21 protein-coding genes are annotated in these 23,096 nt (G+C 60.0%); 13 read left to right on the forward strand and 8 right to left on the reverse strand.

Translation table 11 applies throughout. The features are described 5' to 3' along the window. Positions 1-9: 9 nt before the first annotated feature. From CFBP1590_RS26755 to CFBP1590_RS26790, 8 genes are all read left to right on the forward strand, one after another. Positions 10-333, forward strand: coding sequence for an NAD(P) transhydrogenase subunit alpha part 2 (locus CFBP1590_RS26755; protein WP_004881581.1), 324 nt, complete (start codon positions 10-12; stop codon positions 331-333). Further along, positions 330-1,784 carry an NAD(P)(+) transhydrogenase (Re/Si-specific) subunit beta gene (locus tag CFBP1590_RS26760; RefSeq protein WP_025995426.1) on the forward strand — a complete coding sequence of 485 codons (1,455 nt, stop codon included), beginning with the start codon at positions 330-332 and terminating at the stop codon, positions 1,782-1,784. The genes CFBP1590_RS26755 and CFBP1590_RS26760 overlap by 4 nt, the downstream gene beginning before the upstream one ends. Before the next feature lie 180 nt (positions 1,785-1,964). Further along, complete coding sequence (scpC, locus tag CFBP1590_RS26765) at positions 1,965-3,458, forward strand: succinyl-CoA:acetate CoA-transferase ScpC (protein WP_025995427.1); 1,494 nt, start codon at positions 1,965-1,967, stop codon at positions 3,456-3,458. Positions 3,459-3,778: 320 nt separating this feature from the next. Continuing rightward, positions 3,779-3,994 (forward strand): DUF1127 domain-containing protein, encoded by a 216-nt coding sequence (locus CFBP1590_RS26770; RefSeq protein WP_004881584.1) that lies wholly within the window; start codon positions 3,779-3,781, stop codon positions 3,992-3,994. Positions 3,995-4,313: 319 nt separating this feature from the next. Beyond that, a complete protein-coding gene (locus CFBP1590_RS26775; protein WP_025995428.1) occupies positions 4,314-4,634 on the forward strand; it encodes a DUF2388 domain-containing protein in 321 nt (106 codons plus the stop codon). A gap of 92 nt (positions 4,635-4,726) precedes the next feature. Further along, the gene (locus tag CFBP1590_RS26780; RefSeq protein ID WP_029241621.1) at positions 4,727-5,032 is read left to right on the forward strand and encodes a DUF2388 domain-containing protein; all 306 of its coding nucleotides are present in this window, start codon (positions 4,727-4,729) and stop codon (positions 5,030-5,032) included. A 38-nt stretch (positions 5,033-5,070) separates the two neighbouring features. Next, on the forward strand, positions 5,071-5,391 hold the full coding sequence (locus tag CFBP1590_RS26785) for a DUF2388 domain-containing protein (protein WP_004881587.1): 321 nt from the start codon (positions 5,071-5,073) through the stop codon (positions 5,389-5,391). Further along, positions 5,388-7,349, forward strand: coding sequence for a DUF7844 domain-containing protein (locus CFBP1590_RS26790; protein ID WP_025995430.1), 1,962 nt, complete (start codon positions 5,388-5,390; stop codon positions 7,347-7,349). The genes CFBP1590_RS26785 and CFBP1590_RS26790 overlap by 4 nt, the downstream gene beginning before the upstream one ends. Here CFBP1590_RS26790 and CFBP1590_RS26795 read toward each other — a convergent pair whose 3' ends face one another. From CFBP1590_RS26795 to CFBP1590_RS26820, 5 genes are all read right to left on the reverse strand, one after another. Next, complete coding sequence (locus CFBP1590_RS26795) at positions 7,350-7,727, reverse strand: hypothetical protein (protein ID WP_058430851.1); 378 nt, start codon at positions 7,725-7,727, stop codon at positions 7,350-7,352. A gap of 168 nt (positions 7,728-7,895) precedes the next feature. After that, complete coding sequence (locus CFBP1590_RS26800; RefSeq protein ID WP_025995431.1) at positions 7,896-8,336, reverse strand: hypothetical protein; 441 nt, start codon at positions 8,334-8,336, stop codon at positions 7,896-7,898. Positions 8,337-8,604: 268 nt separating this feature from the next. After that, positions 8,605-8,904 carry an HU family DNA-binding protein gene (locus CFBP1590_RS26805; RefSeq protein WP_004881597.1) on the reverse strand — a complete coding sequence of 100 codons (300 nt, stop codon included), beginning with the start codon at positions 8,902-8,904 and terminating at the stop codon, positions 8,605-8,607. Between the two features lie 188 nt (positions 8,905-9,092). Next, on the reverse strand, positions 9,093-10,241 hold the full coding sequence (locus CFBP1590_RS26815) for an NAD(P)/FAD-dependent oxidoreductase (RefSeq protein WP_088236301.1): 1,149 nt from the start codon (positions 10,239-10,241) through the stop codon (positions 9,093-9,095). A gap of 23 nt (positions 10,242-10,264) precedes the next feature. Next, positions 10,265-10,432: a rubredoxin gene (locus CFBP1590_RS26820; RefSeq protein WP_058430849.1), complete on the reverse strand. Its 168-nt coding sequence runs from the start codon at positions 10,430-10,432 to the stop codon at positions 10,265-10,267. A gap of 186 nt (positions 10,433-10,618) precedes the next feature. Here CFBP1590_RS26820 and CFBP1590_RS26825 point away from each other — a divergent pair, with 186 nt between their 5' ends. Together CFBP1590_RS26825 and ubiA are read left to right on the forward strand one after the other, a co-directional pair. Continuing rightward, positions 10,619-11,179 carry a chorismate--pyruvate lyase family protein gene (locus CFBP1590_RS26825; protein WP_029241623.1) on the forward strand — a complete coding sequence of 187 codons (561 nt, stop codon included), beginning with the start codon at positions 10,619-10,621 and terminating at the stop codon, positions 11,177-11,179. Continuing rightward, positions 11,179-12,069, forward strand: coding sequence for a 4-hydroxybenzoate octaprenyltransferase (gene ubiA, locus CFBP1590_RS26830; RefSeq protein ID WP_043304003.1), 891 nt, complete (start codon positions 11,179-11,181; stop codon positions 12,067-12,069). Before CFBP1590_RS26825 ends, ubiA begins: the two co-directional genes overlap by 1 nt. A 20-nt stretch (positions 12,070-12,089) precedes the next feature. Here ubiA and CFBP1590_RS26835 read toward each other — a convergent pair whose 3' ends face one another. Beyond that, positions 12,090-12,467 (reverse strand): COG4315 family predicted lipoprotein, encoded by a 378-nt coding sequence (locus tag CFBP1590_RS26835; protein ID WP_029241625.1) that lies wholly within the window; start codon positions 12,465-12,467, stop codon positions 12,090-12,092. Positions 12,468-12,629: 162 nt separating this feature from the next. Here CFBP1590_RS26835 and phoB point away from each other — a divergent pair, with 162 nt between their 5' ends. The 3 genes from phoB to CFBP1590_RS26850 all read left to right on the forward strand — a co-directional run bounded on the left by phoB (position 12,630) and on the right by CFBP1590_RS26850 (position 16,143). Further along, positions 12,630-13,319 carry a phosphate regulon transcriptional regulator PhoB gene (gene phoB, locus CFBP1590_RS26840; protein WP_004881608.1) on the forward strand — a complete coding sequence of 230 codons (690 nt, stop codon included), beginning with the start codon at positions 12,630-12,632 and terminating at the stop codon, positions 13,317-13,319. Between the two features lie 61 nt (positions 13,320-13,380). Further along, on the forward strand, positions 13,381-14,703 hold the full coding sequence (phoR, locus tag CFBP1590_RS26845) for a phosphate regulon sensor histidine kinase PhoR (protein WP_004881609.1): 1,323 nt from the start codon (positions 13,381-13,383) through the stop codon (positions 14,701-14,703). Between the two features lie 99 nt (positions 14,704-14,802). After that, positions 14,803-16,143 carry a hemolysin family protein gene (locus CFBP1590_RS26850; protein ID WP_025995438.1) on the forward strand — a complete coding sequence of 447 codons (1,341 nt, stop codon included), beginning with the start codon at positions 14,803-14,805 and terminating at the stop codon, positions 16,141-16,143. Positions 16,144-16,822: 679 nt separating this feature from the next. On the opposite strand, the gene CFBP1590_RS26865 is transcribed toward CFBP1590_RS26850, so the two are convergent. Both CFBP1590_RS26865 and CFBP1590_RS26870 read right to left on the reverse strand, forming a co-directional pair. Beyond that, positions 16,823-17,725 carry a peptidoglycan DD-metalloendopeptidase family protein gene (locus CFBP1590_RS26865; protein WP_088236303.1) on the reverse strand — a complete coding sequence of 301 codons (903 nt, stop codon included), beginning with the start codon at positions 17,723-17,725 and terminating at the stop codon, positions 16,823-16,825. A 138-nt stretch (positions 17,726-17,863) separates the two neighbouring features. Then, complete coding sequence (locus CFBP1590_RS26870) at positions 17,864-23,095, reverse strand: deaminase domain-containing protein (protein ID WP_088236304.1); 5,232 nt, start codon at positions 23,093-23,095, stop codon at positions 17,864-17,866. Between the last annotated feature and the right edge of the window lies 1 nt (position 23,096).

Genomic DNA, 23,096 nt, shown 5'->3' on the forward strand with positions numbered 1-23,096 from the left:
GACACACCAATGGAAGAGTTGATCTCCCCCGGCATCTACAACCTGATCATTTTCGTGCTGGCGATCTATGTTGGCTACCACGTGGTCTGGAACGTGACGCCTGCGCTGCACACGCCATTGATGGCCGTGACCAACGCTATCTCCGCGATCGTGATTGTAGGTGCGATGCTCGCCGCCGCGCTCACGGTCACTCCGCTGGGCAAGACCATGGGCACGCTGGCGGTCGCGCTGGCCGCGGTCAACGTGTTCGGCGGCTTTCTGGTTACCCGGCGGATGCTGGAAATGTTCAAGAAAAAGGCACCTAAAGCGAAAGACGAGGTGCAGAAGCCATGAGTATGAATCTGGTAACGCTGCTGTATCTGATCGCGTCGATCTGCTTCATCCAGGCACTCAAAGGCCTGTCCCACCCGACGACTTCGCGCCGTGGCAACCTGTTCGGCATGCTGGGCATGGGGCTGGCAGTCATCACAACGATCGGCCTGGTGTTCAAGCTCGCGGCCTTGTCGACCGCTGAAGGCACCAGCGCAGGGATCGGCTATATAGTCGTCGGCCTGTTGGTCGGCGGCACAGCCGGTTCGATCATGGCCAAGCGCGTCGAGATGACCAAGATGCCGGAGCTGGTGGCCTTCATGCACAGCATGATCGGTCTGGCAGCGGTGTTCATTGCCATCGCGGCGGTGGTCGAGCCTCAGTCGCTGGGTATCGTTCGCAACCTGGGCGACGCCATCCCGACCGGCAATCGTCTGGAACTGTTCCTGGGCGCGGCGATTGGTGCGATCACCTTCTCCGGCTCGGTGATTGCGTTCGGCAAGCTGTCGGGCAAGTACAGGTTTCGTCTGTTTCAGGGTGCACCCGTACAGTTTGCCGGGCAGCACAAGCTGAACCTGATCCTCGGTCTGGCCACCCTGTTCTTCGGTCTGACGTTCATGTTCACCGGCAGCCTGACCGCGTTCGCCATCATGCTCGCCCTGGCATTCGTGATCGGCGTTCTGCTGATCATCCCGATTGGCGGAGCCGACATGCCGGTGGTGGTCTCGATGCTCAACAGCTATTCGGGCTGGGCGGCGGCGGGTATCGGTTTCTCGTTGAACAACTCGATGCTGATCATCGCCGGTTCGCTGGTGGGCTCTTCCGGGGCGATCCTGTCGTACATCATGTGCAAGGCGATGAACCGCTCCTTCTTTAATGTCATCGGCGGCGGCTTCGGCGGCGCAACGGACACGGCTGGCCCGGCGGGAGCGAAGGAAGCACGCCCGGTGAAATCCGGCTCGGCGGACGACGCCACCTTCCTGCTGACCAACGCCGACACGGTCATCATCGTGCCGGGCTACGGCCTGGCAGTGGCACGTGCCCAGCATGCGCTCAAGGAACTGACCGAAAAGCTGGTACATCATGGCGTAACGGTTAAATACGCGATCCACCCGGTGGCAGGACGCATGCCCGGCCACATGAACGTGCTGCTGGCCGAGGCAGAAGTGCCTTATGACCAGGTGTTCGAGATGGACGACATCAACTCAGAGTTCGGTCAGGCAGACGTGGTGCTGGTGCTCGGCGCCAACGACGTGGTCAACCCGGCCGCCAAGAACGATCCGAAATCGCCGATTGCCGGAATGCCGATCCTCGAAGCATTCAAGGCCAAGACCATCATCGTCAACAAGCGCTCGATGGCCAGCGGCTACGCCGGTCTGGATAACGAACTGTTCTATCTGGACAAGACCATGATGGTGTTCGGAGACGCCAAAAAGGTGATCGAGGACATGGTGAAGGCGGTCGATAACGCATAGCCTGCATCTGCTTCAGCACAGCCCCGGCTCGCGTTGCGACCGGGGCTTTTTACATTTCACGTAACAGTGTTTTGCGCTGAGACCCGCTAATTAGAGCCCTCAAATGCGACCATGGTAGCGGGACGAACAAGGCCCGACTCTCTAGACTTGTCGCTCGTCTCCACCTCCGAGAAAGAATCCATGTACCGTGACCGTATCCGCCTGCCCTCCCTGATGAGCAAGGTAATGAGCGCAGCCGACGCCGCTGCCCTGATCGAAGATGGCATGACCGTCGGCATGAGTGGCTTCACCCGCGCAGGCGAAGCCAAAGCCGTTCCCCAGGCGCTGGCCGAACGCGCCAAGACCTCGCCACTGAAGATCAGCCTGATGACAGGCGCCAGCCTGGGCAACGATCTGGACAAGCAACTCACCGAATCCGGTGTGCTTTCCCGACGCATGCCGTTCCAGGTGGACAGCACGTTGCGCCGCGCCATCAACGACGGCACCGTCATGTTCATCGATCAGCACCTGTCCGATACCGTCGAGCAACTGCGCAATCGCCAGATCAAGGCGGTCGACCTGGCCGTGATCGAATGCGTCGCCATCACCGAGGACGGTCATCTGGTGTTGAGCACCTCGGTAGGAAACTCTGCCAGCTTCGCCATTCTCGCCAAACAGGTGATCGTCGAGATCAATCTGGCCCAGCCGCTTGAGCTGGAAGGCCTGCATGACGTCTACATTCCAAGCTACCGCCCGACACGTTTGCCGATCCCGGTGCTGGAAGCCGACTCGCGGATTGGCAGCCATGCGGTGAAGATCGATCCGGCCAAGATCGTTGGCATCGTCATCAGCAATCAGCCTGACTCCCCGTCCACTGTGCTGCCGCCGGATGTGGAAACCCAGGCCATCGCCCAACACCTGGTGGAGTTCTTCAAGAATGAAGTGCGTGAAGACCGGCTGACCAACACCCTGATGCCATTACAGGCAGGCATCGGTACCATTGCCAACGCAGTCATGCACGGTTTGCTGGATTCGCCCTTCCATGACATGACCATGTATTCGGAGGTGTTGCAGGATTCCACCTTCGATCTGTTCGATGCAGGCAAATTGAGCTTTGCCTCGGGCAGCTCCATGACGCTTTCAGCTTCCAAGCACGCTCAGGTGTTCGCCGACTTCAATCGCTACAAATCCAGGCTGGTGCTGCGCCCGCAGGAAATCTCCAATCACCCGGAAGTCATTCGCCGCCTGGGTATCATCGGGATCAACACGGCCCTGGAGTTCGACCTGTATGGCAACGTGAACTCCACCCATGTGTGCGGCACGCGAATGATGAATGGCATCGGCGGCTCCGGCGACTTCTCACGCAACGCGCATCTGGCCATCTTCGTGACCAAGTCGATTGCCAAGGGCGGCTCGATTTCCAGCGTGGTGCCGATGGTGAGCCATGTCGATCACACCGAGCATGATGTGGACATTCTGGTGACCGAACAGGGGCTGGCGGATCTGCGTGGTCTGGCGCCGCGTGAGCGCGCCCGGGTGATCATCGACAACTGTGTTCATCCTGATTATCGCGCTGCGCTGAACGACTATTTCAACGCCGCCTGCCAGCGCGGTGGCCATACGCCTCACATACTGCGCGACGCACTGAGTTGGCACCTGAATCTGGAAGAGACCGGTCGCATGTTGCCCGTCTGAACAAGACAGTTGGAGGTGAGTAAATGGTTTTGTTGCCCACCTTTCCACTGTTACTCCCTGTACTTGAAAAAACTGTACTGCTGTACTGGTCAAAAGTAGCATGAGGTGAGTCAGATTCAGTGCGACCCACTGCAAAATGCACTAAAAATGTGCAGACCGGTACAGTTGCCCCAATAACGAACAAAACAGTCCCTATAAACAGTTAACTGAACCCTCACAATACAGATGAACTGTGTCTATTGGGGCTGGCCAATCAAGCGGAGAATGGGCACCAGTCAAGCAACTCACTTATCCCGCCACAAGCGGAAGGAAGTCACACCATGGAACGTACAATCAGTTCCGATCTGTTCAGCGAAAGCACCGCCACTACTGCCAAATCGTCCTTGCCTCTGCGCATGTTCGCCAACCTGATGCTCTGGCAGCGTCGTCTCTCCAGCCGCCATCAACTGGCTCGCCTGGATGCACGTTTGCTGGCCGACGCAGGTATCAGCGAAGCACAGCGTTACGAAGAGCTGAGCAAGCCGTTCTGGCGCTAATGCAGCGCCCGCTGGCCCCAGACTGCTGAAGTCTCCCGCCAGCAACCCGAATTGCTTCATACAAGACCCGATTCAGGCAACTGAATCGGGTCTTGTCATTTGCGCTGCAAGGATTTCAAAAGCAAAACAAGTACAGTCTTAAATGTTACAAAACGAAGCCGGTACAGTTACCATTTCATGTATGCCGTATGGCGTTTCAACGCGGTATTGCAATAGCAAGCCGGACAGCGCTGATATAGGCTGGACGCCTGATCGGCCTGGCACACAGCCTGTGCCTCCCGCAACCTCTGCCTGTAACTCCATCTGACGGAATTCGACCATGTCCCTGCTACGTACCTTTGGCGCTGCCGTTCTGCTGACTGCCGCTGCCGCAAGCGCCAACGCCTCCAGCTTCATCGTGACGACCGATACAGTCGTCGGCGCTGTCGCGGCATCGACCGATGCGACCTCCGATATTTCGTCTTCGTTCAAGGACGACAAGATCGTTCGCGCAGCACGTGACGATGCCGCCAGCTTCGTGGCCAGCGCCGGCGATATCCGCGGTGCGCAACTGGAAGGCGCCTTCCAGCACATCCGTCAGCAGTTGCCTGAACTGCACGCCACCGATGCCCAGCTGGCTCAGGCCATTCTGGCCATCTGATGAGTGCCTCCGGCGGCCTGCAAGCTGCCGGGGTAGCTCCGGCCAGAGCATTGCGCTAGCCTTGACGCCTGTTTTGCCGGTACGTGAAAGCCATGCGTTCATTGCACTCTCTTTTGCTCGCTTCTCTCGCCAGCCTGGTCTGGACGGGTTCTGCCCATGCCTTCGACTCAACCACGCAGGGCCTGGTCAAGACCGGGTATGCCACCAGCCAGGTCAGCAGCTCACCGTTCGATAACAAGCAGATCATGGCAGCTCAGGATGATGCTGCTGCGTTCATCGCCAGCGACGGCAAGATCCGCGGGGCCCGACTCGAATCGGCCTTGCGCAGCCTGCGCCAGGCTGATGAAAAACTTCGTGCCAGCGACCTTGAACTGGCGCAGGCAATCCTCGTCCAATAGCCACTTTGCCCTTCTGCGTAACTGGAGATGTTACTGACATGCGTACGCCGCTGATTGCTGTTTCCCTTGGCCTGCTGCTGATGGCCGACCTGGCCCAGGCTCAGACCGTTGTTGCCACGAGTAACATCATTGTCCGTGCATTTGGTCGTACCATCGACTTCACCTCGGACACCACCACCTCGATCCGCGACTCCAAAGTCGTGCGCGAAGCCCGGGACGATGCAGCCAGCTACGTCGCCAGCAACGGCGACATCCATGGCGCCCAGCTCGACGCGGCCTTCGATACGCTGCGTGCCCGCGTGCCGGAAGCGCGCGATGCCAGCGACCAGACACTGGCTGAAGCCATCCTCGCACTGTGAGGCGACTTGGCGTCTGGCTGCTTGCCGGCGCATTGTCGCTGGTCGGGACTTATGCTTCAGCCAGCCTGAAGCTTGAGCTGCAGACCAACGGCCTTGATGCGGCCCAACAGCAAGCCAGCCAGGCGCTGATCGACGAGGCCATGCGCGCTCTGCCGCCCAGCTTCGTCGAGTCGCTGGACCGCACCGTCAACGTGAGCTGGTCCAGTGACATGCCGCAGAATGCCTACGGCCAGGCGGCAGGCCCTTATCAGCTGTACCTCAACACCCATCTGCTGCCTGCGCTGACCGACGGCTCTGCCGCGACGACGCAGACCGGTCGGCCGCACGGCACGGTACGCCGGGAAATGCTCGCCACCGTTCTGCATGAGCTGACTCACATTTATGACCGCGCACGCCTGTGGTCGGCGAGCGAGCGGGCGACGCTGGTGCGCTGTTCACGTCGCAACAGCTCGCTGGGCAACGTCGGCCTGCCCGATGACTGCCGCGGCCAGACCGAACGACGTTTCACCCTGAGCGACGATCCTCGCCTGCTGGACCTTGCCGGCTGGCAACAATACGTCGGACGCCGTGGCGAACGAGAAGAACATAACGGTCAGGTTGCCCGCAGTCCCGACATCTACGAGACCACCAGCCCGCTCGAGTTCGTGGCGGTGAACATGGAGTACTTCCTGCTCGACCCGGCCTACGCCTGTCGTCGTCCTGCGCTGTACGCCTACTACAAGGAGCGTTTCGGCTGGGCACCTGCTGCAAAAGAGACCTGCCCCACCTTTTATCCGTACCTGAACGCTGGCAGTGATTTTGGCCGCGAGCCTCTGGGCAAGCTGGACCCCGAACGCGTCTACGCCGTCGACTACCTGTTGGCCGAGGCGAATCAGAACTGGGTGAGCCGTTGGGGCCACAGCATGCTGCGTCTGGTGATCTGCAAGCCGGGTCGCCCACGCGGGCCGGACTGTCGGCTCGACCTGGACCAGCACCTGGTCCTGTCCTACCGCGCCTTTGTGGGGGACGTACAGTTATCCAGCTGGGACGGCCTGATGGGCGCGTACCCTTCGCGACTGTTCGTGCTGCCGCTGGCGCAGGTAATCGACGAGTACACCAAGACAGAACTGCGCAGCCTGGCGTCTGTGCCGATCACGCTGTCGCGCCCTGAAATCGAAGGGCTGGTCCAGCACGCCGCCGAAATGCACTGGAGCTACGACGGCAACTATTACTTCCTGTCGAACAACTGCGCGGTGGAGAACCTCAAGCTGCTTCGCAGCGGTACGCATAACCCCAAGCTGGTCGGTCTGGACAGCATCCTGCCCAACGGCTTGCTCGAAGTGCTCAAAGGGCGTGGTCTGGCTGATACCAGCGTGCTGGACGATCCCAAGGAAGCGTTACGGCTTGGCTACCGCTTCGATTCCTATCGCGACCGCTATCAGGCCATGTTCGAGGTGCTGAAAAAGCAACTGCCGATCCGGCAGACCACCGTCGAAGACTGGATGAGCCTTCCCGCCCACGAGCGCAGTCAGTGGTTCGACAAGGCTGACCTGCGCACAAGCGCCGCCATTCTGCTGCTGGAACAGGCCAGCCTGCGTCGACAGTTGCTGCTGGCCCAGGACGAAGTGAAGCAGAGCTATCTCGGGGCTCGGGAGCAGAAAGACGGCCGCGTCTCGAAAGCGACCGGCACCTTGCAGGAACTGCTGGCCAGCAGCGGCTTCCTCAGCCGCCCTGCAGAATTGCTCGGCAGCAGAGGTTACGGCTTGCCGCAGGCTACGGAATGGCAACAGCTGGAAAGCGAGAGCAGCCAGCGTCAGAAGCAACTCAAGCGCCTGACGGGCGACCTCGATAAGGAAGTACGCGCGTTGCTGGGCCCGGAACGTGCAAAGGAAATCGCCGCAAACGAAGCCAACCTCAAGCAGATGGGTGATCACCTGCGCGCCTTGCACAAGGCATCGGGCGGATTGCAGCTGCCTTGATCAACCGGTCTTCTTTTTAGGCTTGAGATATTTGGTGAGGCCCTGGAACCAGATCACCAGGGCCGGATTGCCCTTGATCTGAATGTCCTTGTCCTGAATACCCTGCATGAAGGCCAGCTGCTTGTTCTTGGCCTGCAGGGTGGCAAAGCCGAATGCGGCATCGCGAAACGAGATGGCAAACGCAGGCTCTACAGCCAGCCCTTTCACACTGTGAATACGCTGATCACGAACCACGAAGTGGCGGGCGATCCTGCCATCTGTTGTCTGCAACTGGAACGTCAGGTCCTTGCCCGCCAACTGTTGCTGGAACGCAGGGTTGTTACGACTGGCGCGGCCCATCAACAGGCCCAGCATCCAGAGAAGAAAGCGAAATTTCATGTAACAGCCTCAGCAAGAGTTCGAACCGGCGGTCAGAATCGGCGGCGCAGTGTAGCGGCTTATCCGCCTGTTTCCTGTAGGAAAATTCTTATTTTCGGCGAGAATCGAGACAATTTTTTCAGCTCGTGAGTGCTGCCCTGACGGGCACGGCAGCACTTCGGCGATCAATCAGCGAATGCTGCTGATGCTGCCCTTGTTACCCGTAACCTTTACATTCACCTTCTTGAAGATGAAGTAGTCCTTCACGTTGACTTCATAACGCGGCGCAACGATCAGGTCGGCACCGGAAGATTTGACAGCCTTGTAGGCTGCGGCAGCCTTGGCCGTCGATACCGGGTCTGGAAGTGCCAGGCCCATTCCGCCGCCGCTCGCACCGCCGTAGGCAACGCCGTCCGCGAACTGGGTATCGCCACCGATGCTCAGGAAGTTGAACAGTACGTTGGTGGAGGACTCGCCACTGATGGTGCCGCCCACTTTCACGTCAGCCTTCAGATCGGTTTTGACGGTGCCTTCCAGTGGTGCAGTCGGCTGGCTCACGTTGTAGCTGACGCAGCCCGAGGTGGCGGCGATCAGGGTTGCAACAGCAGCGAACTTCCATAGCTTATTCATTTTTGACTTCCCAAGATTTAGTGTTCAGCGCCGCGAGCCAGAAAAGCTGCGGGAGCGGGACTTTAAGGGAATGAGCAACGATAAAAAGTCAGGAAAGACTGAGCTGTTGGAAGGCAGACGAGTGCAATCAAGTAGGAAACTTCTTACGAATGGTCAACGCGACGACATTGACGCCACGGTTGTTCTGCGCGCATGAAAAACGGGCACCCAGTCTGACTGATGTGCCCGTCGCTCACTGCTTACCTCCCGCCGAGGCAAGCCGTTGTTATCAGGATTTCTTCTTTTTGGCTGGCTCGGGATTGACGCTGTCTTTCAAGGCTTTGCCCGGTTTGAAGGCAACCGTGTTGCTTGCCTTGATTTTCACCGGTTCGCCGGTTTGCGGATTCTTGCCGGTACGGGCTCCACGATGGCGTTGCAGGAATGTACCGAAGCCAACCAGGGTGACACTGTCCTTGCGAGACAGAGCGCCGGTGATTTCTTCAAGAATGGCATTGAGAACACGGTTGGATTGATCTTTGGTCAGATCCGCCTTTTCAGCAATGGCGGCTGCAAGTTGTGGTTTACGCATATGAAGCCTCTTTTACGGTTTTTGTTTTTATGTTCCGTACTGCTTATGGCAAACAGTAACAAGGCGCCGCGACGGCTCTACGTAGCGGCAGACGAGAGCGAGGATGGCATGCCGACGTTACCTGCGCCAGTGGATGGACGAGGTTTATCGGTACAAATAAGTGTTCTATCCGACAAAATGACGCGAAATTATGCCAATAACGCAGGTAACGCCTTGTTCAGGGCGAGTTTTTCCATAACGGCGGCGCCGGTCAACGCGTAACCCAGCAATTGTCCCTCGGCGTCGTGACACAGTGCCTTGATGTCGGCGCCCTGCCCTTCGACGCTCCAGACACCCTGTGTTCCACGCGGAGGCGGCGAAACCACCAGCGGGCAGGCAGGCGTCTTGACAGTGATCGGCATCGGCCCGTATTTCACCGACGTGGGTGTTCCGGCCAGGGTCTGGGCCAAGGCTCTTGCGCAGCTCATCAGGGGCATCACGTACAGCAGGTTCAAGCCGTCGACTTCCGCGCAGTCGCCCAGCGCATGGATGTTGGCGTGCGACGTCTGCAGATAACGATCAACCAGAATGCCGCGTCCGGTCTGCAAACCTGCGGCTGCCGCCAGATCGATTCTGGGCCGCAGGCCGATAGCCGACACCACCAGATCGCAGGTGATCACCTGACCGTCGGACAAATGGGCTTCCAGCCCCTCACCACTGCGTTGCAGGCGCGTGAGCACCGGCCCCAGGTGGAAACGCGCGCCCAGCCCTTCGAGCCCTATCTGCACAGCCGCCGCGGCGGCGGCGGGCAGCAGCGTTGGCATGACGTGTTCACAGGGCGCGACCAGATCCACTTCGTAGCCGCCCAGCATCAGGTCGTTAGCAAATTCGCAGCCGATCAGGCCTGCACCCAGAATCAGTACACGGCGCTTGCCGGCAGCGGCCGCCCGAAAGCGCGCGTAGTCCTGCAGATCGTTGATCGGGAACACCGCATCCGCTGCGTCGCCCTCGATCGGCACGCGGATGGTTTCAGCGCCCCAGGCCAGCACCAGATCGCGGTAATACACAGCCTCTTCACCGACCCACAGGCGCTTGTGGCCGGGATCGATACCGCTGATGCGCGTGTGCGTGCGCACTTCAGCCTTCAATTGGTCGGCCATGGCGCCAGGCTCGGCCATGCTCAGCCCGTCGGCCTCCTTGTTCTTGCCAAACCCGGTGGACAGCATGGGCTTGGAGTACGACCGGCCGTCATCGGCAGTGATCAGCAACAGCGGCGTTTCGCTGTCCAGCTTGCGAAATTCCCGAGCGAGGTTGTAGCCCGCAAGGCCGGTACCGATGATGACGACAGGTGCGCTCATTGCTGTTTCCCGAGTGAGGTGGATCAAGCGATTTCGAACATTTCAAAGTCCATCTTGCCGACGCCACAGTCGGGGCACAGCCAGTCTTCCGGTACATCCTGCCAGAGCGTGCCCGGCGCGATGCCGTCATCCGGCCAGCCCTCGGCTTCGTTGTAAATCAGACCACAGACAATGCATTGCCACTTCTTCATGGTTCGGTTCTCTATTCATCAGGCTGAGTATTGGCGCAGCGGTCGTTCGCCGCTTGAAGGGGCGTTGTACTGATCGGCAGGCCGGGATGCAAGCCCGTTTATATAACTGGCTGTCTTCCCCCCGGCTGTCGGGGTCATCAATCGTGATAAGCTCGCCGCCCCGATAACTGCCGACGCATGCTTACCGTGACCCAGCAAAACCCCGCCTTTACGACGCCAGTCTGGCTTGAGCGCGACCGGTTGGTCGATGCGCCCGCGCCGGTGATTCTGGACTGGCTGTTCAATCAGGATTCCCTGACCCGTCGCTTGGACCGTCTGTCCGACGGAGGATTCAGCGTCATTCCGCTGTTCGAAGGCTGGCAGTCATTACGCGATGACGAATGCGCCGCACTGGCGCTGCCCGAGGCGAGCGAGGGTTGGGTTCGCGAAGTGTATCTGCTCGGCAATGGCAACCGCTGGGTCTTCGCCCGCAGCGTGGCGGCCCGCAGCGCCCTGCAGAACGGCGGGTTGCAGATGGACACGCTAGGATCGCGTTCACTGGGCGAGTTGCTGTTCAGTGACCCTGCATTCGACCGTGGCCCGCTCGAAGTCTGCCGTTACCCTGCCACCTGCCTGCCGCCTGCCGATTCTGCCAAAGGCCTGTGGGCACGCCGCTCCTGCTTCAGTCGGGGCCCGTTGCGCGTGCTGGTCGCCGAAGTCTTCCTGCCGTCTTTCCTGAGCCTGGTTCAGAACAAGGAACCCGTCTGATGTACCTGTCGTTGCTCAAATCACTGAATCGCCTGAATCCACGCGTCTGGGACTTCGTCCAACTGACACGAATCGACAAGCCGATCGGCGTCTATCTGCTGCTGTGGCCGACATTGTGGGCGCTCTGGATAGCCGGCAAGGGCTCGCCGTCGCTGGCAAACGTGCTGATCTTCACGGTCGGTGTATTCCTGATGCGCGCGGCAGGCTGCGTGATCAACGATTACGCCGACCGCAAGGTGGACGGCCATGTGAAGCGTACGGAGCAGCGGCCTCTGGTCAGCGGCAAGGTCAGCGGCCGGGAAGCACTGATTCTGTTCGCGGTGCTGGTGGGCCTGAGCTTTGTGCTGGTGCTGTTCACCAATGCAACGACCATCTGGCTGTCATTCGGCGGTCTGGCGCTGGCGGCCTGCTACCCCTTCATGAAGCGCTACACCTATTACCCGCAGGTGGTGCTGGGTGCGGCCTTCTCGTGGGGCATGCCGATGGCGTTCACGGCCGAGACCGGCGACTTGCCTGCCGCTGCCTGGCTGCTCTACATCGCCAACCTGTTGTGGACGGTCGGCTACGACACCTACTACGCCATGGTGGACCGCGACGACGACCTGAAGATCGGTGTGAAATCCACCGCCGTGCTGTTCGGCGATGCGGACCGCGTGATCATTCTGACGTTGCAGGGTCTGGCACTGGGATGCCTGATGCTCGCCGGTTCGCGGTTCGAGCTGGGGATGTGTTTCTACGCAGGTCTGGCAGTCGCCGCAGGCTGCTTTGCCTGGGAGTTCTGGAGCACGCGCCTGCGCGAGCGGGACGCGTGCTTCAAGGCTTTTCTCCATAACCATTGGGCAGGGCTGGCGATCTTCCTGGGGATTGTCGCCGACTACGCGGTGCGCTGATCACCCAATGGCTTCATGCCTCAGGGTTTGGCCACGTGCCAGACACCGCCCTTGCCGTCACCGGTGACCTCTCCCGCCTTGGTGTCGCTCTTGAAGGTGTAGAGCGGCTTGCCGTCGTAAGCCCACTGCCGGGTCTTGTCGTCACGGGTGATCACTGTCCACTTGCCCTCGGCCGAACTGTCGGCTTCGGCGGCAAGCGGCGGCCAGTTGATCGCACACTGATCGTTACAGGCGGATTTGCCCGTGCTGTCCTTATCGAAGGTGTAGAGCGCCATGCCTTCATGATCGACCAGTTTGCCGTCCTTCTCCATAGCAGGCTCGGCTGCGAAGGCCAGTGCGGACGATACAAGGGCGGCGGCAGCCAGCAGACACTTGAGTGAAGTAGAGACATTAGCCATCGGGTACATCCTCTTTTTTATCGTAGAAATGAGTTCGAGACAGCCCACCCAGCTTAGTCGGCCGATGGCATGCGTGATAGCCTCATCCCAACCTGTCACACGACTGCAATAATTCCGTTATCTAATGCGCCCCAAGACAGTTAAATGACACGAGGTTCAAGCATGGTTGGCAGGAGCATTCTGATCGTTGACGACGAAGCGCCTATTCGCGAAATGATCGCCGTTGCGTTGGAAATGGCCGGCTACGACTGTATTGAAGCCGAAAACTCTCAGCAGGCCCACGCGATCATCGTTGATCGCAAGCCGGACCTGATTCTGCTCGACTGGATGCTGCCCGGAACCTCAGGCATCGAACTGGCGCGTCGTCTCAAGCGCGATGAGCTGACCGGGGACATCCCGATCATCATGCTCACGGCCAAGGGCGAGGAAGACAACAAGATTCAGGGCCTGGAAGTGGGCGCTGACGATTACATCACCAAGCCGTTTTCCCCTCGGGAACTCGTGGCGCGCCTCAAGGCCGTGCTGCGTCGTGCCGGGCCGACGGACGGTGAAGCACCCATCGAAGTCGGTGGCCTGCTGCTCGACCCGATCAGCCACCGCGTTACCATCGATGGCAAACCGGCAGAAATGGGCCCGACCGAATACCGCCTTCTGCAATTCTTCATGACCCATCAGGAACGCGCCTACACCCGTGGTCAGTTACTGGACCAGGTCTGGGGCGGCAACGTTTATGTCGAGGAGCGCACTGTGGATGTTCACATTCGCCGCCTGCGCAAAGCCCTGGGTGACGCTTATGAAAATCTGGTACAAACCGTGCGCGGCACCGGCTATCGCTTTTCCACGAAAAGCTGACAGTCGTTTTCGCAGACACAGGGCACCGGCCAGCGTGCACCAGACAAGGATTTACCCTTAATTGAACCAAAATTGGCATGGCACGCTGATACGCCACATGTTGCTGCTGGTGACCGCCTGCCTGCTGGTCGGCCTGATCAGCGGACAGTACGGCTGGAGCCTGTCCATCGGACTGGGCCTGTATCTGGCCTGGACCCTCAAGCAACTGCTGCGTCTGCACGAGTGGCTGAGCAGCCACAAGGCTGACGAACCGCCACCGGATGGCTACGGCCTGTGGGGCGAAGTCTTCGACAGCATCTATCACCTGCAACGCCGCGACCAGCGGGTCAGAGGCCGTCTGCAGGCCGTGATCGACCGAGTCCAGGAATCCACCGCTGCCCTCAAGGACGCGGTGATCATGCTCGACAGCGAGGGCAATCTGGAGTGGTGGAACCGCGCTTCCGAAACCCTGCTGGGTCTCAAGACGCCGCAGGACAGCGGCCAGCCGGTGACCAATCTGGTGCGTCACCCGCGCTTCAAGGAATACTTCGCGCAAGGCAACTACGCCGAACCGCTGGAAATCCCCTCGCCCACCAACGATCACTTGCGCATACAGCTGCTGATTACCCGTTACGGCAACAACGAACACCTGATGCTGGTGCGCGATGTCACGCGCATCCACCAGCTGGAGCAGATGCGCAAGGACTTCGTCGCCAACGTCTCCCATGAATTGCGCACACCGCTGACGGTCATCTTCGGCTACCTGGAAACCCTGCTCGATAACGTGGATGAAGTGAATCCACGCTGGGTGCGGGCGCTGCAGCAGATGCACCAGCAGGGTGGGCGCATGCAGACGCTGCTCAACGACTTGCTGTTGCTGGCCAAGCTCGAAGCCACTGATTACCCGTCGGACAATCACCCGGTGGTCGTCAGCAATCTGCTCAAGACCATCAAGGCCGACGCCAACGCGCTGTCAGGCAGCAAGAATCAGCAGATCAGCCTCAGCATCGAAAGCGAGATGCGGCTCAAGGGCAGCGAAACCGAGCTGCGCAGTGCGTTTTCCAACCTGATTTTCAATGCGGTCAAGTACACACCTGCAGAAGGCACTATCCGCATCCGCTGGTGGACAGACGAGCGTGGCGCGCACCTGAGTGTGCAGGATTCGGGAATCGGCATCGACACCAAGCACCTGCCGCGTCTGACCGAGCGCTTCTACCGGGTCGACACCAGCCGTGCGTCGAATACCGGCGGAACAGGGCTGGGACTGGCGATCGTCAAGCACGTGCTGCTGCGTCATCGCGGCACCCTTGAAATCAACAGCGTGCCGAACAAGGGCAGCGTTTTCACCTGCCATTTTGCCACCAGCCAGATGTCCAAACCCGAAAGCGACGACTCAGACTACTAGGCAATCGCTTGTACAGCCGCTACATTGCCGGGTTCATGGCGCTTTTTCAGCGCAGCACCACCTCTTATTCTGTTAGAACGGACCCCGTAAAACCCCACCATGGACCCTTCCCCTAGTTTCAACCTGGCTTCACTCTTTGCCGACTTCGGCATGATTCTTTTTGCGCTGTTCCTGGTTCTGCTCAACGGTTTCTTCGTTGCGGCAGAATTTGCCATGGTCAAACTGCGTTCCACGCGGGTCGAGGCGATTGCCGACAAGAACGGCTGGCGCGGACACATCCTGCGCAAGGTACACGGCCAGCTCGACGCCTACCTGTCGGCCTGTCAGCTGGGTATCACCCTCGCCTCCCTGGGGCTTGGCTGGGTCGGTGAGCCGGCCTTCGCTCACCTGCTGGAGCCGCTGCTCAGTGCGATGGGCGTCGACACGCCGGAACTGGTCAAAGGTATTTCGTTCTTCACTGCCTTCTTCATCATCTCTTATCTGCACATCGTGATCGGTGAGCTGGCACCCAAATCCTGGGCGATCCGCAAGCCGGAGCTGCTGTCGCTGTGGACTGCTGCGCCGCTGTACCTCTTCTACTGGCTCATGTACCCGGCGATCTACCTGCTCAACGCCAGCGCCAACGCGATCCTGCGCATTGCCGGCCAGGGCGAACCCGGCCCGCATCACGAACACAGTTACAGCCGCGACGAACTGAAACTGATCCTGCACTCCAGCCGCGGTCAGGACCCCAGCGACCAGGGCATGCGCGTGCTGGCCTCTGCCGTGGAAATGGGCGAGCTGGAAGTCGTGGACTGGGCCAACTCCCGCGAAGACATGGTCACGCTGGACTTCAACGCACCGCTCAAGGAAATCCTCGCGCTGTTCCGTCGCCACAAATTCAGTCGTTATCCGGTGTACGACGCCGAACGCGGCGAGTTTGTCGGTCTTTTGCATATCAAGGATCTGCTGCTGGAACTGGCTGACCTGGACCACCTTCCCGAGTCGTTCAACCTCGCCGAGCTGACCCGCCCGCTGGAACGTGTTTCCCGGCACATGCCGCTGTCCCAATTGCTTGAGCAGTTCCGCAAGGGCGGCGCGCACTTTGCCGTGGTTGAAGAAGCCGATGGCAAGATCATCGGCTACCTGACCATGGAAGACGTGCTGGAAGTGCTGGTCGGCGACATTCAGGACGAACACCGCAAGGTGGAGCGCGGCATCCTCGCCTATCAGCCGGGCAAGCTGCTGGTGCGGGGCGACACGCCGCTGTTCAAGATCGAGCGTCTGCTAGGCATCGACCTGGACCACATCGAAGCCGAAACCCTGGCAGGCCTGATCTACGAAACCCTCAAGCGGGTGCCGGAAGAAGAAGAGCAGATGGAAGTCGAAGGCCTGCGCATCATCATCAAAAAGATGAAAGGCCCCAAGATCGTCCTGGCCAAGGTGCTGAAGCTGGATTGAGGCGGGCTTCGCCAGTTCTGGATTGATCGTTCCTCACGCTCTGCGTGGGAATGCCTCCCAGGACGCTCCGCGTCCGCTCTCGAATGTGGCGCAGATGTGTGCCCAAGCTCCAGCGTTATCCACGTCATGCGCTCGGCTTACTGAATCCCCAGTCTGTGCCATTTGTGACGCGGAGCGTCACGGGATGCATGCCAACGCGGAGCATTGGCACGATCAATATCGCGCAATGATCGTTCCCATGCTCCGCGTGGGAATGCCTCCCAGGACGCTCCGCGTCCGCTCTTGAATGTGGCGCAAATGCGCGCCCAAGCTCCAGCGTCATCCACGTCATGCGCCCGGCTTACTGAATCCGCAATCAGTGCCATTTGCGACGCGGAGCGTCACGGGATGCATGCCAACGCGGAGCATTGGCACGATCAATATCGCGCAATGATCGTTCCCATGCTCTGCGTGGGAATGCCTCCCAGGACGCTCCGCGTCCGCTCTGGAATGTGGCGCAGATGTGTGCCCAAGCTCCAGCGTTATCCACGTCATGCGCTCGGCTTACTGAATCCTCAGTCTGTGCCATTTGTGACGCGAAGCGTCACGGGCGGCATGCCCACGCGGAGCGATGGGCACGATCAGTATCGGGAATGATCGTTCCTCACGGAGCGCGGGCACGATCAGGATGAGCTTCAGACTAATTCCCGCCCACCGCAAAGTTGGGCAGGCTCTGCACGGGCTGGGCGAATTCGTAGGGGATGGAGACCAGTTCATGGCCAGTGTTGCGCTGCACGACGAAGTGCAGGTGTGGGCCGGTGCTGTTGCCGGTATTGCCGGAGCGCGCCAGTGGACTGCCCACCCTCACCCGCTGCCCTTCATTGACGCTCACCGAACCTTGCATCAAATGCAGGTAGACGCCCATGGTGCCGTCGTCATGCAGGATGCGCACGAAGTTACCCGAGGCGTTCGAACCCCGGCCTGACTGGCTGTTCTCGACCTTGATCACCGTGCCGCCACGCGCCGCAATGATCGGCGTGCCTTCGGGCATGGCGATGTCCATTGCGTAGCGTCCTTTGACACCGAAGTGGCTGTACTTGCCATTCGGCCCCTGGGTCAGGCGGAACGGGCCGCCAATCCAGGGCAGCGGATAACGATAGGACTGCGCCGTGCTGCGTGGGTCGCCCAGGGTCGAGGTCAGCATCGACGCGTAATTCATCGCCTTGTTCGCCACCTTGGGGCTCAACACCACCACACGCTCGTTGGTTCGTGCCGGGATCGTGCGGCGCAGGGTTGTCGACGAGCCTGCCACGCCCAGCACGTTGGTCACGCTGGACAGTTTCAACTCGACCTCGACCGGCGCATACAAGTCGTTGCGCACGTAAAGGCTGTGTACGCCCCTGTCACGCCGGATGCTCAGGTGCACCTGCTGGTCGATGCGCTCCACCATCCGGTCCCGGAACACCATCACGGACGCACCAGGCGAGGCGCGGTCCGAGAATGAGACGACGCCATCGGCATCAGTGGTTTTATAGATCGTGATCGCCCAGGCCACAGGCGTGGCCAGGGTAAGGGCGATCAGGATCAGCAGGCGTTCGAGCATCGGAAGGTTCGGGTTCATGGGCAATGGATGCCAAGCCTAGCAGCGTTAGGACCCGAACAGCACTCAACGGTATCAATCGGCAACAGACCGCACGCCAAAAACTGCACGTCAGAAAGCCTGCAACATGCTTCAGGCCCGTCAGCCCGTCGCGTAATCCTTCATGTACGTCACCGAAAACAGCGCATCGGGAAAGTCGAGTTTCAGACGCGGCAAGACAAATCCACCGCACGACCGGCAGGTATCGAGCACCGTAAAGAACTTGATGTGGGCCAACGGGGTCGACGCCATGTCTTGCTTGATGATCGTCGCGATCAGGCGCTCGGAATCCACGTGACGAGAAAACTCCCTGACCACGAGGCGCTCTGCATCTCTCACCACCGGCAGACTGGTGAACGTCGGGTCAGGCTCACGACCCACCATACGCGCCCGAGCATCGCGAAAGATCACGCCATCGATGACACGTTCGCTGCCTTCGGCCATGTCGAGTTGCAGCCTCAGGTCCTTGGCGCGCTGCCCGCCGGACAGCGCGTAATACACGATTCGCTCCCCCGATTCGGTGTGAATGTGCGCAAACGCAAGGTTGGCACCTTTGATCTGCCCTAGAACCGTCTTCGCCGCCTTGGGCGTGACCACACTCTGCAGATTCAACGCCTCCCACTTGGCCTTTGAGCCCTGCACCGGCAGAAGTTTATTGAGCACCTCCACAATGTGCTGTTGCTCGGGCACGCTTCGTTTGGCAACTTTCATGAAGTCAGGCACGCTGGCCTTGACCAGATCGACAAATTTCTTCTGAATCGCCTCACCCGACAGCACGTTACGGCCAATGGCCAACAACTCGTTCTTCTCGCCATTGGCCTTGCACCATTTCGCGTAGTCGTCATAGCTCTGAATGGCCTGGTCCCAAGAGAGATTCCACGCAGCCCTTTCCGACTCGTCCAGCAGATCAAACAGCAGACGGGCGATGTTTTCCTGATCCGTCACGGCATTCGGTCGCTCGCGAAACACTCGATACTGCTCCGAAACCCGAATGAATTCATTGATCTCGTCTGCCGATTCAACACGGGCAAACCCGAGTTCCGTGCCGCCTTCGGCTGGCGTCAGGGCCTTGTAGAACACACCGCTGTCGGGCTCGATGAAAATCCAGTCTTTGTCGGCAATCTGCATTCGAACGCCGCGTAACGTGCGGGCATCGTTCACACCTGAAGCCAAAGGCCCAAGCTCGATCACCGGGATATTCTGGTAGATCCACACGGCGTCATCATGGGGAATGTTCGCCGGAAGACCCAACACGCCATCCTGGGCCAGCGCCCCCTCCAGCGCAGGCAGGTACTCGGGCGTTTCAGGCAAAGAGAGATGCGCAAGCTCCTGTTCCGAAAGCGGACTGACGACCTTGCCGCTGGACGCTGACGTGGTTGCGGTGACCTCGGCCGGCTCGGCCCATTTGCAGAATTTGCCCTCATTGACGAAAACATCGATGCTCGATGCTTCATCCGCACGTGCGGAAAGCCTGGCCAGCGCGAACTCACGGGCATCCATGGCCTGACTGGGGTACCTGCCGGTTCGCATCGGAGACGTCGAGCCTGCCGGAACCGGCTCGGGCACCGGGGTGGCAAGCCTGATCCCCGTGGCGCAGACAACCGGCTCCAGATCACGACGAACCCGGCACAGGTTTTCCACTTCCTCCAGAGTGCCCGATGCCGTGGAGAGCTTTTCGACGGCCCGTTTGCGCAGCGCGGCATCCGGCGCGCCGGAGTCCAGGTGATAGACCTGACCGTCGACCAGAATGTCGTACTCCCCTTCGCCCCTTTCAATGCTACTTACACTGGACGCGCGGTCGATGCGCACCTCATGAAAACCATCGGCTTCGGAAATGACAGGCACAACAGCCGGGTAGCGATCAGGACCTATGCCGTCCAACGCCGAAGTAGACGAAAGCTCAAGGCGCTCACCCTGCGCGACCGGCGTGAGTGACTTGCCGAAAACGCGGTCATAGTCCGGGTCGAGCAGCCTGAAATCGGGTGTCTCCGGGCTGCCGATGTTCCTTACCGCCACGGCCGGACTGCCATCCACCGCTGCATGCCTGTCCGACGCCACACGCAGCGGCTGCCAGGGGTGTTCGACACTGTCGAGCACCCGATACATGCCCTTGTCGAAACCGAAAACACTTTCAACCACCGCTCGCGATGACAATACGGTTTTCAGCGAGGGAGAGACGTGCAACAGCGCCGACCAGCCAAGCCTGCTCAGTTTCACACCGGCCTTGCCCAGGTCACGCAACACCGCCAGACCGCTTTGCTCTGCAAGACCCGCCAGCAGTCGACCGAGCGCCTTGCCTGTCAGCCGAGTGATCGACAACACACTCAGCTCTCCGGCACGCATCACGATGCGTGCGGTTGCGCCTGCAAACTGCCCCAGCGGGACAAGAGCGAAGGCCGCGTCGAGCACGCACCCCACGATCACCCCGGCGGAATGCTCGCCCGCCCGCAGATCCTGAATGCACCCATAGAACGGAATAAGAAACCGCGCAGCAGTGTCGGCGTACTCACGCTCCTTCGCCCAGATATGTTCCCAAGGGGTTTCGTGTGAATGCTCGGTGTTGCTCTGCTCCAGAAACCGGGCAAGCAGGTGCCTGGCAGCGTTACCGGCCAGCGTGTCGATTCGGGTCTGTTCATCAGTATCCGGCAGATAAACCAGCTTCGCCGAAGGAATCAGCGTTCCTTGCAACGGAGTATGTGGAACCGTGGAGCTGCGCGATACCGTGCCCGTGAGGTACGCGTCGCTGTCCATGGGCAGTAACGGCGTGGTTCTGGCTGCTTCGATACGTTGTTGGTGGGCTTCGCGTCGACGTAGCGCCTCTGGAATCGAAACAGGGCCAGACCAGGTCACGCCCTCGACCGAATACGTGAACGACTGGCTGACCTCACGCACCACGCCGCACGCGGGAATCAGCTCGAAAAAGCATTCTTTTACCGAGTGGCCCTCGAAGTCATTGAGGTGATCGCCCTCCTGGCAGCGGACGAAGATGCCCTGTGTCCCCTCTTGGTCCTTGAAGCGGACGCGACTGACCTCGCAGGTCGAACCCGACAGTTTCGCCCGAACCTCGGGCTGCGCCTCGGACAACAGCCTTTTGATGACATCGGTTTCAGCACTCACCAGCGATTCGCTGAACGTCTTGAAAGCAATGGCATAGGCCTGCGCAACGGTCGGCGTGCCGGAGAGGTAAACCTCTCCCATCATGACCAACTGGATGACGGTAGCCTGGGGTTGACCCACTGCGGTCAGGCGATCAATGGAATAGGAAGCGGCGACCGTCAATCCACAATTCTGCAGGACCGGCCAGTGGTCGATATTTACGGCCTGCTCCCATAGCCATTCCGGCACGTCCGCCTCGGTGAGCATTTGCGCTGCCAGAGCCTTGCGGTCGGGCGGTTTGATTGCCAACAAACGGTTCAATTCCTGAGCGTGCAATTGCTGCTGTGTCTGCAAATAGCTCAGGGCCTGAGCAACCTGTGCGGCGGATGCCTGTTGAAGACCCTCACTGGCTGCTCCTTCAACTGCACCATGCGCCGTGGCGTAGCGCCAGGCAGGCAGGGTCAGTGTGCTTGCCCAGAGCGCCTGAACCCCGGGATCCTCGGACTCGGCCAGCTCTGCACTGATTTTGATCAGCTCATCGTAAGACGTGATGACCGCCAGTCCCGGCGTCATCGCCTCGACCAGCGCGACGCCATGAAGCAAGGCAACGCTCTGCAGGGATCGCCCGTACTGCAAATGATCGGGTACGCCGTCTACCAACAGTTCGGGCATCGTTTCGCGCAACAACAGGTAATGCAGCAGGTCGACCGTGCTCGGCGATGCACCGGGCTGCCTGTTCCGTACCAGGTCCCGGACCTTTTCTCTCAGTTGCACATGGCTGTAGTCCAGCACCCACCCGCGCCTGATGAAGGTTTCCAGAGATTCGCCATCGGCTTCTGGAGCGCCCAGGAAAAAGTCGATGATCGAACGCCCGACCAGTGCCTGAGTGATGCGGGGAGAAGCCTGCTCTCCGGGATGCGCGCCGTACCAGCCCATGGCCTCGAGCAAGGGCGCCACGGCGGACTGAAACTGCACGGTATGGGTCAGCGCATGCCAGGTGTGCTGGGGTGACAAGCGAAGCGTGCGGCCTGCTTCGTTTGAATCGCAAAGCAGTTCGATGCCCATTTGAGAGAACAGGTAGTCCGCATTGTGCATCGGACTCCAGGTATCCAGCGGCGGGACGACCTGACTGTTCAGGGTATGAGCAGTGGGTAAGGCATCGTCCGGTTCGATGCTCGTTTCAAGTGCCGGCATCAGTAACAGCGAAGCAAGCATCATGGCTGGCCCGAACGCCAGGTTCCAGTGCTCGAATCGAAGCCTGATGGCCAGCGACAACGCCCGCATGGCGGGCGCTTGTTCTGCACTGGCGATTGCAGGCGCCAGCCAGTGCTCGTTATCGGGGTTCACCACATAGGCCGCCAGCTTGCACAGGTACTCAATCCGGGTCGGCAATGACATATGCGTGCCCGCATCGATCTGCAGGCCGCCAAGGGTCGGTTCGCGGTGCTCGACGCTGGTCAACACGCCTATGCAGTCAGACCAGCCAGCCGGCGTTGCCAGCAGCGGATTCAGCCAGTCGGATAACTCCCGGTCGTGATAGCGATCCGTAGGTATCAGGTCTGAGAGAGTGTCGCAGAACAGGCTCAAGGCGTCAGGCATGTCGCCGTCCGACTCGCGCGCATGCAGCGCCGTCAGGCCGTTATAGAGCGACTGTGCCGAGCAGTGGCCGATCCACTCGGCAACCGGCACCAGACGAGCACCGCGCTTGAACTGCACCATCCACAGACGCAAATCTTCCGGGATGGGTGTAAGCAGCTCACCTAACGCTGAATAGCCCGATTTTCCGGGCACCGCCGCAGCGCCCCAGAACGGCAGTGACTTGAACACGTAGTGTTCCAGTTGCGCCCTGGCCGCTTCGCCAGTGACCGTCGATTCATTCAGCCAGGCGATACGGGCGTAGAACTGATGCATGTGCCAGGGGCTGACACCGGCCTCCTCCACGCCCATGGCATCCGCGTAGAGTTTACGAGCCTTGGCGCTGCGATACAGAAGTGACAGTTTGTGTTCCTGCTCAGCATCTGCGGCAGCCAGATCGCGTGTCGAGAACCGGATGTCCTCGCCCAGCAGGTGAATCAGCACCCGCCTGACAATCCGAAACTGATCGTCTGGCAGAACGATGCCATCCGTGATGTAGGACGCCGAATCGCTGGATGCACCCAGTGCACGCTCGATGGCGAGAAGCAGTTGATTGGCGTCGATCGCCAGGATGTCGGGGGATTGGAACGATGTAGATAACATT

Origin of the sequence: Pseudomonas viridiflava, from assembly GCF_900184295.1 — a bacterium.
Lineage (GTDB): Bacteria > Pseudomonadota > Gammaproteobacteria > Pseudomonadales > Pseudomonadaceae > Aquipseudomonas > Aquipseudomonas viridiflava.

Excerpts from the sequence above, each read along its gene's own strand:
- CFBP1590_RS26870 (WP_088236304.1), bottom strand. The coding sequence starts at position 23,095 with ATGTTATCTACATCGTTCCAATCCCCCGACATCCTGGCGATCGACGCC.
- CFBP1590_RS26820 (WP_058430849.1), bottom strand. The coding sequence starts at position 10,432 with ATGAAGAAGTGGCAATGCATTGTCTGTGGTCTGATTTACAACGAAGCC.
- phoB (WP_004881608.1), top strand. The coding sequence starts at position 12,630 with ATGGTTGGCAGGAGCATTCTGATCGTTGACGACGAAGCGCCTATTCGC.
- CFBP1590_RS26795 (WP_058430851.1), bottom strand. The coding sequence starts at position 7,727 with ATGAAATTTCGCTTTCTTCTCTGGATGCTGGGCCTGTTGATGGGCCGC.
- CFBP1590_RS26815 (WP_088236301.1), bottom strand. The coding sequence starts at position 10,241 with ATGAGCGCACCTGTCGTCATCATCGGTACCGGCCTTGCGGGCTACAAC.
- scpC (WP_025995427.1), top strand. The coding sequence starts at position 1,965 with ATGTACCGTGACCGTATCCGCCTGCCCTCCCTGATGAGCAAGGTAATG.
- CFBP1590_RS26760 (WP_025995426.1), top strand. The coding sequence starts at position 330 with ATGAGTATGAATCTGGTAACGCTGCTGTATCTGATCGCGTCGATCTGC.
- CFBP1590_RS26785 (WP_004881587.1), top strand. The coding sequence starts at position 5,071 with ATGCGTACGCCGCTGATTGCTGTTTCCCTTGGCCTGCTGCTGATGGCC.
- CFBP1590_RS26805 (WP_004881597.1), bottom strand. The coding sequence starts at position 8,904 with ATGCGTAAACCACAACTTGCAGCCGCCATTGCTGAAAAGGCGGATCTG.
- CFBP1590_RS26850 (WP_025995438.1), top strand. The coding sequence starts at position 14,803 with ATGGACCCTTCCCCTAGTTTCAACCTGGCTTCACTCTTTGCCGACTTC.
- ubiA (WP_043304003.1), top strand. The coding sequence starts at position 11,179 with ATGTACCTGTCGTTGCTCAAATCACTGAATCGCCTGAATCCACGCGTC.
- CFBP1590_RS26755 (WP_004881581.1), top strand. The coding sequence starts at position 10 with ATGGAAGAGTTGATCTCCCCCGGCATCTACAACCTGATCATTTTCGTG.
- CFBP1590_RS26770 (WP_004881584.1), top strand. The coding sequence starts at position 3,779 with ATGGAACGTACAATCAGTTCCGATCTGTTCAGCGAAAGCACCGCCACT.
- CFBP1590_RS26775 (WP_025995428.1), top strand. The coding sequence starts at position 4,314 with ATGTCCCTGCTACGTACCTTTGGCGCTGCCGTTCTGCTGACTGCCGCT.
- CFBP1590_RS26865 (WP_088236303.1), bottom strand. The coding sequence starts at position 17,725 with ATGCTCGAACGCCTGCTGATCCTGATCGCCCTTACCCTGGCCACGCCT.
- CFBP1590_RS26835 (WP_029241625.1), bottom strand. The coding sequence starts at position 12,467 with ATGGCTAATGTCTCTACTTCACTCAAGTGTCTGCTGGCTGCCGCCGCC.
- CFBP1590_RS26800 (WP_025995431.1), bottom strand. The coding sequence starts at position 8,336 with ATGAATAAGCTATGGAAGTTCGCTGCTGTTGCAACCCTGATCGCCGCC.
- CFBP1590_RS26780 (WP_029241621.1), top strand. The coding sequence starts at position 4,727 with ATGCGTTCATTGCACTCTCTTTTGCTCGCTTCTCTCGCCAGCCTGGTC.